The sequence below is a fragment of the Micromonospora sp. S-DT3-3-22 genome (assembly GCF_015354745.1).
In the GTDB taxonomy this organism is placed as follows: Bacteria; Actinomycetota; Actinomycetes; order Mycobacteriales; family Micromonosporaceae; genus Micromonospora; species Micromonospora wenchangensis.
On the sequence record NZ_JACGMO010000212.1, the window covers coordinates 1 to 5,793 of the forward strand.

Genomic DNA, 5,793 nt, shown 5'->3' on the forward strand with positions numbered 1-5,793 from the left:
GCCGTGCCCCGGACGTCGACCCGGCCGCTCGGACCGGGCGGTGAGCGCCCGCCCCACCACGCCGCGATGCGGCGCACCACCACGGACTGCCGCCGAACGCCACCACCGCGCGCCGCCGACGTCAGCCGGCGGCGCGCGGTGGTGGCGACGCCCGCACGGTGCAGAGGGTGCCCGCCGGGTCAGCCGGCCGAGCGCTCCCAGTCGATCGGGGGCAGGCCGGCGTCGGCGAGGGCCTTGTTGGTGGCGCTGAACGGGCGGCTGCCGAGGAACCCACGCGGGTTCATCGGGCTCGGGTGGCCGGCCTCCAGCACCACGTGCCGGGGGTTGGTGACCAGGGCCGCCTTCTTGCGGGCGTAGCCGCCCCAGAGCAGGAAGACCACCGGCTCGTCCCGGGCGTCCAGGGCGCGGATGGTCGCGTCGGTGAACTCCTCCCACCCCTTGTTGCCGTGCGAACCGGGGCTGGCCTGCCGGACGGTGAGCACCGCGTTGAGCAGCAGCACGCCCTGCGCCGCCCAGCCGTCCAGGTTGCCGCTGCGCGGCTTGGGCACCCCGAGGTCCTCGCTCAACTCCTTGAAGACGTTGCGCAGCGAGGGCGGCACCGACACCCCCTCGCGCACGCTGAAGCTCAGCCCGTGCGCCTGCCCCGCCTTGTGGTACGGGTCCTGGCCGAGGATCAGCACCCGGCACTGCTCCGGGCCGCACAGCCGGTAGGCGGAGAAGAGGTCCTCCTGCGGCGGGAAGACGGTCTGGGTGGCGTACTCGCGGGCGACGAAATCGGCCAGCGCCGCCGTCCGGACCGGGTCCAGGTGCGGGGTGAGCACGGCACGCCACGCCTCCGGCAGCAGCGCCAGCAGGTCGAGGGTGGGGGTGTCGTCGGGCATCGGCAACCTTTCACAAACGAAGTCCCCGGCACTCTAGGCAGCGGGTACGACAAGCCTCAGCGCAGGGCGGTCAGGCGTCGCGCCCAGTCCCCGCCCACCGGCTCCAACTCGACCAGCCGGGTGTCGTCGTCGCGCCGGTCGATGCGTACCCGCAGGTGGGCGTCGACGAGCTGCTCGACCAGCCCCTCGCCCCACTCGACCACGGTCACCGAGTCGTCCACCGAGGCGTCCAGGTCCAGGTCGTCGATCTCGGCGCGCGGGTCGGCGGCGTCACCCAGCCGGTAGGCGTCGGCGTGCACCAGGGCCACCGTGCCGCCGCGCGCCGGGTCGGGCCGGTGCACCCGGGCGATCACGAAGGTCGGCGAGGTGATGTCGCCGCGTACCCCCAGGCCGGCGCCGAGGCCCCGGGTGAGGGCGGTCTTGCCGGCCCCCAGCGGGCCGGTGAGCAGCAGCAGGTCACCGGCGCGCAGCACCCCGGCGAGCCGGCGGCCGAAGGCGTGCGTGTCCTCGACCGTGGGCAACGTGACGCGCACGGTCACAACGCCTCCAGGAAGCGTTCCAACGCGGCGTTGACCTCGTCGGCGTGTTCCAGCATCACCACGTGCCCACTGTCCTGGATCTTGAGGTATTCGGCGTGCGGCAGCCGACGGACGATCTCGTCCGAGTGGACCACCGGCGTGATCATGTCCTTGTCGCCCACCACCACCAGCACCGGTGTGCCGCTCAACGCGGCCAGCGCCGGGAACCGCGAGTGGGTGGCCAGGGTCCGCAGGTAGCGGGTCACCGTGTCGGCCGACGTCCGGGAGTTCATCCGTTCCACGTACGACACCAGGGCCGGGCTCGGTTTCGGGGTGCCGAAGCCGTACCGGCGGGTCAGCAGCCAGGCCACGTTGGACGTGGACCTGCGGGCCCGGTCGATCACGAGCCCGCCGTACCGGGTGGCGTTGCTCATCATGAACAGCACCGGCGAGCCGACCCGGCCGAGCAGGGCCGGCGCGACCAGCTTCGTCTCGGCCAGCAACCCGCCCGACGTGGCCATCAGCACCGTGCCGACCACCCGGTCACCGAACAACTCCGGGTACGCCTCGGCGAACGCCATGATGGTCATCCCGCCCATCGAGTGCCCGACCAGCACCAACGGCCCCTCCGGGGCGGTCGCGTCGATCACCCGGCGCAGGGTGTGCCCGAGCGCGGCGAGGTCGTACTCGCCGGTCTCCAGCCGTCCCGACCGGCCGTGCCCCGGCTGGTCGTAGGCGACGATCCGGTAGTCGCCGCGTTCGGCGAGCAGCTTGCGCTGGAAGTGGAACGTCCCCATGTCCAGGCAGAAGCCGTGCACCAGCACCACCGTCGGACGCCCCGGCACCGGCCGGGTCGGCTCGACCACCTCGACGTGGATGTCGGTGCCGTCCGGCAACTCCAGCCGGTACGCCTCGTCGTAACGCTGCTCGCCGAAGTCCTCCCCGGCGTACGGGTCGGCGGGGTCGGCCTTGAGCCGGCGGACCAGGGCCCGTTCGGTGGCCACCCCGGCGGCCAGCCCGGCGGCGGCCACCCCCACCGCGGCCCCGACCACACCGGCGACCCGCCCGGCGGCGGTCCTCGGCCGGGGCACCCGGAACCGGCTGACCGCGCTCACGGGCGCGCCCCGTCGTAGACCCGGGGCACCCGGACCCCGCCGAACCGGGTGACGATCTCGTAGTTGATCGTGCCGACCGCCTCGGCCCAGTCGTCGGCGGTGGGCATCCCGTCGTCGCCGCTGCCGAACAGGGTCGCCACGTCACCGGCGGCCACCTCGTCCTCGCCGCAGTCGAGCACGAACTGGTCCATGCAGACCCGGCCGGAGATGGTCCGCCGCTTCCCGCCCAGCTGCACCGGCCCCACGTTGGAGGCGTGCCGGGGCACCCCGTCGGCGTAGCCCAGCGGCACCACGGCCAGGTTCGCCGCCCCGGCGGTGGTGTAGGTGTGCCCGTACGACACTCCGGTGCCGGCGGGGACCCGCTTGGCGAGCATCACCCGGGCCCGCGCGGTCATCGCCCGGCGCAGCCCGAACTGCTGCCCGGCGATCGGCGACAGCCCGTAGACGGCGATCCCGGGCCGGACCAGGTCGAAATGGGTGTCGGGGCGGGTCAGGGTGGCCGCCGAGTTGGCCAGGTGCCGGTAACGCGGGCGCAGCCCGGCCCGTTCGACCATGGCCAGCCCCTCGTGGAAGACGGCCAACTGCCGGTCGGTGGTGGGGTGGCCGGGCGAGTCCGCGTACACGAAGTGGCTCCACACGCCGACCACCTCGACCAGGCCGTCGGCCTGGGCCTTCGCGGCGGCCTCCAGCAGGGTCGGCCAGTCGGCGACGGTCGCGCCGCCCCGGGACAACCCGGTGTCGATCTTGAGGTGCAGCCGGGCCGGCCGGTCGGCGGCCCGCCCCGCCGCGACCATCTCGTCGAGCTGGGACAGGCTCGCGGCGGCCAGGTCCACCCCGGCCGCCACCCCCTCGTGCAGGGGCAGCCCCGGGTCGAGCAGCCACGCCAGCACCGGCACGGTGATCCCGGCCCGGCGCAGCGTCAACGCCTCGTCGAGGGTGCACACCCCCAGCCAGTCCGCCCCCGCGTCGAGCGCGGCCCGCGCCGACGGGACCATGCCGTGGCCGTACCCGTCGGCCTTCACCACCGCCATCAACTCGGCGCTGGTGCCCGACCGGAGCCGGGCCACGTTCTGACGGATCGCGTCCAGATCGACACGTACCTCGGCCTGCCACATACGCCCAGCCTACTGGCGTCGGTGATCACCGGGTCGGTGGACGCCGACCCGGGCCACCGGTCAGAGCAGCGGGGCCGCCACCGTACGCAGCGCGGTCACCACGTCCGGCGCGGTCACCGGGCCGCCCCGGGCCGCCTCCCGCCCGGCCAGCCCGTGCAGGTACGCCGCGCCGGCCGCCGCCCGTTCCGGGGCCAGTCCGGCGGCGAGCAGCGAACCGAGCAGCCCGGCCAGCACGTCCCCGGTGCCCCCGGTGGCCAGCGCGGGACTGCCGGTCGGATTGACGTACGCCCGGCCGTCCGGCGTGCCGACCACCGTGCGGTCCCCCTTGAGCAGCACCGTCGCGTTCATCCAGGCGGCCAGCCGCAGCGCGGCGGCGACCCGGTCGGCCCCCGGTTCCTCGCCGCACAGCCGGGTGAACTCCCGGTCGTGCGGGGTGACCACGATCGGGGCGTCCCGGTCCCGCAGCCGACCGGCGAGCGAGCCGTCCACCAGCAGGGTCAACGCGTCCGCGTCGAGCACCACCGGCACCGGCGCGGCCAGCACCGCCCGCAGTTCCGCGCCGGCCTGCTCGTCGGTGCCCAGGCCGGAGCCGCAGACCCAGGCCTGCACCCGGCCCGCCCCGGCGACCCGGTCGGTGGCGATCACCGACGGATGCTGCCGGACCACCTCGTCGCGGGCGCCACCGGCGTACCGGACCAGCCCGGTGGGGCCGGCCAGCGCGCCACCCACCGAGAGCACCGCCGCCCCCGGGTAGGTCCGCGACCCGGTGGCCACCCCGACCACGCCCCGGCGGTACTTCTCCGAGGACGCGCCGGTACGGGGCCACCAGTCGCACACGTCCGACCATTCGGTGACCCGCAGCACGGGGGTGCCGCGCAGCCACGGTCCGAGCCCGATGTCGACCAGTTCGACCTGCCCGGCCAGCGGGGCCGCCGGGCCGACCACCAGGGCCGGCTTGAGCGCGCCGAACGCCACCGTCACGTCGGCCCGCACGGCGCGGGGCCGGCCCGACCCGTCCGTCGGCACGTCCCCGGTGTCCACCGCCACCCCGCTGGGCACGTCCACCGCGACGACGGTGGCCCGGCCCCCGTCGCGGCCCCGCAGGGCGGGCAGGCCGGCGACCAGTTCGTCGGCGGCGTCCCGCAACCCGCCGGTGCCCCCGATCCCGACGATCCCGTCGAGCACCAGGTCGACCGTGGCGGGCGGGGCGTCGACCAGCCGTCCCCCGGCGGCCCGCAGCGCCGCCAGCCCGTCGGCGTGCGCCCGCCCGGGGGCGGTCGGCAGCACGGCGACCTGTGCGCCCCGGCGGGCCAGCCGCTCGCCCGCGTACAACGCGTCGCCGCCGTTGTCGCCGGTGCCGACCAGCAGCAGCACCCGTGCGCCGTACACCCCGCCCCGCTCGGCGAGCAGCAGGGCGCACCGCCGGGCCAGCCCGGCCGCCGCCCGCTGCATGAGCGTCCCGGGGGGCACGGTGGCCATCAGGCCGGCCTCCGCCGCGCGTACGTCCGACACCCGCCACACCAATCTCATGCCACCCCCGTCTTCGCCGCCGACCGGCCGTCCCGGTCGGGCGCGTCCGCCGTGGTCGAGATCACCCTACCGGCGGTGGGGGCGGCAGATTAGCCACCGGCGTCGCGGCCGGCAAGACCTGTGGACAACCCGGGGGTACGACCGCCGCCCGTCGTCCACAGGGCCCGCCGGAGCACCGCCCGGCCACCTAGCGTCGGCGGCACGGTCACGGCGGCGGGCCGGGCGAGGGGCGGGAGGCGGACATGACGGACGAGCCGGTGCGGGTCGACCTGCCGGTGCTACGGGCGGCGGCCGGCGGGCTGGCCGACGAGGCGTACGCGCTGGCCCGGGGGCTGGCGGGTCACCCCGGGCTGGTGCTGTCCGCGCCGGGTTGGCGGGCCGGGGCCGCACTGGCCGGGCTGGAGTCGGCGGTGCACGCCTGGCACGGGGTGCTCGGCGTACGGGTCGCCGAGACCGGTACCGCGCTGCGGGCCGCCGCCGAGGCGTACGCGGCGGCCGACGACCGGGCCGCCGGGCGGCTGGCCGGTCGACCCCGATGATCGGGTACGCCCAGCTCTGGGCCGCCTCCCCCGGCGACTGGGCGGCGGCTGGGGTGGCCTGGCGGGGGCTGGACGCGCCGGTCACGCGCCGGCGG

At 76.1% G+C, this 5,793-nt stretch carries 6 protein-coding genes; 1 reads left to right on the forward strand and 5 read right to left on the reverse strand.

The genetic code is table 11. The features are described 5' to 3' along the window. Positions 1–179 precede the first annotated feature (179 nt). The 5 genes from ung to H1A17_RS33085 are packed head-to-tail and all read right to left on the reverse strand — an operon-like array spanning position 180 to position 5,159. Entirely contained in the window at positions 180–881 is a 702-nt protein-coding gene (gene ung, locus H1A17_RS33065; RefSeq protein ID WP_194823723.1) for a uracil-DNA glycosylase, read from the reverse strand. 56 nt (positions 882–937) lie between these two features. Then, positions 938–1,420 (reverse strand): tRNA (adenosine(37)-N6)-threonylcarbamoyltransferase complex ATPase subunit type 1 TsaE, encoded by a 483-nt coding sequence (gene tsaE / locus H1A17_RS33070; protein ID WP_194823724.1) that lies wholly within the window; start codon positions 1,418–1,420, stop codon positions 938–940. After that, positions 1,417–2,514 carry an alpha/beta fold hydrolase gene (locus tag H1A17_RS33075; RefSeq protein ID WP_145921712.1) on the reverse strand — a complete coding sequence of 366 codons (1,098 nt, stop codon included), beginning with the start codon at positions 2,512–2,514 and terminating at the stop codon, positions 1,417–1,419. The genes tsaE and H1A17_RS33075 overlap by 4 nt, the downstream gene beginning before the upstream one ends. Further along, positions 2,511–3,629 (reverse strand): alanine racemase, encoded by a 1,119-nt coding sequence (gene alr, locus H1A17_RS33080; RefSeq protein ID WP_145921713.1) that lies wholly within the window; start codon positions 3,627–3,629, stop codon positions 2,511–2,513. Before alr ends, H1A17_RS33075 begins: the two co-directional genes overlap by 4 nt. A 60-nt stretch (positions 3,630–3,689) precedes the next feature. After that, entirely contained in the window at positions 3,690–5,159 is a 1,470-nt protein-coding gene (locus tag H1A17_RS33085; RefSeq protein ID WP_194823725.1) for an NAD(P)H-hydrate dehydratase, read from the reverse strand. Positions 5,160–5,401: 242 nt separating this feature from the next. Here H1A17_RS33085 and H1A17_RS33090 point away from each other — a divergent pair, with 242 nt between their 5' ends. After that, a complete protein-coding gene (locus tag H1A17_RS33090; RefSeq protein WP_145921715.1) occupies positions 5,402–5,698 on the forward strand; it encodes a hypothetical protein in 297 nt (98 codons plus the stop codon). Positions 5,699–5,793 lie beyond the last annotated feature (95 nt).

Bases quoted from the DNA above. Each gene is read 5' to 3' on its own strand.
- alr (WP_145921713.1), bottom strand. From the start codon at position 3,629: ATGTGGCAGGCCGAGGTACGTGTCGATCTGGACGCGATCCGTCAGAAC.
- H1A17_RS33085 (WP_194823725.1), bottom strand. From the start codon at position 5,159: ATGAGATTGGTGTGGCGGGTGTCGGACGTACGCGCGGCGGAGGCCGGC.
- ung (WP_194823723.1), bottom strand. From the start codon at position 881: ATGCCCGACGACACCCCCACCCTCGACCTGCTGGCGCTGCTGCCGGAG.
- H1A17_RS33090 (WP_145921715.1), top strand. From the start codon at position 5,402: ATGACGGACGAGCCGGTGCGGGTCGACCTGCCGGTGCTACGGGCGGCG.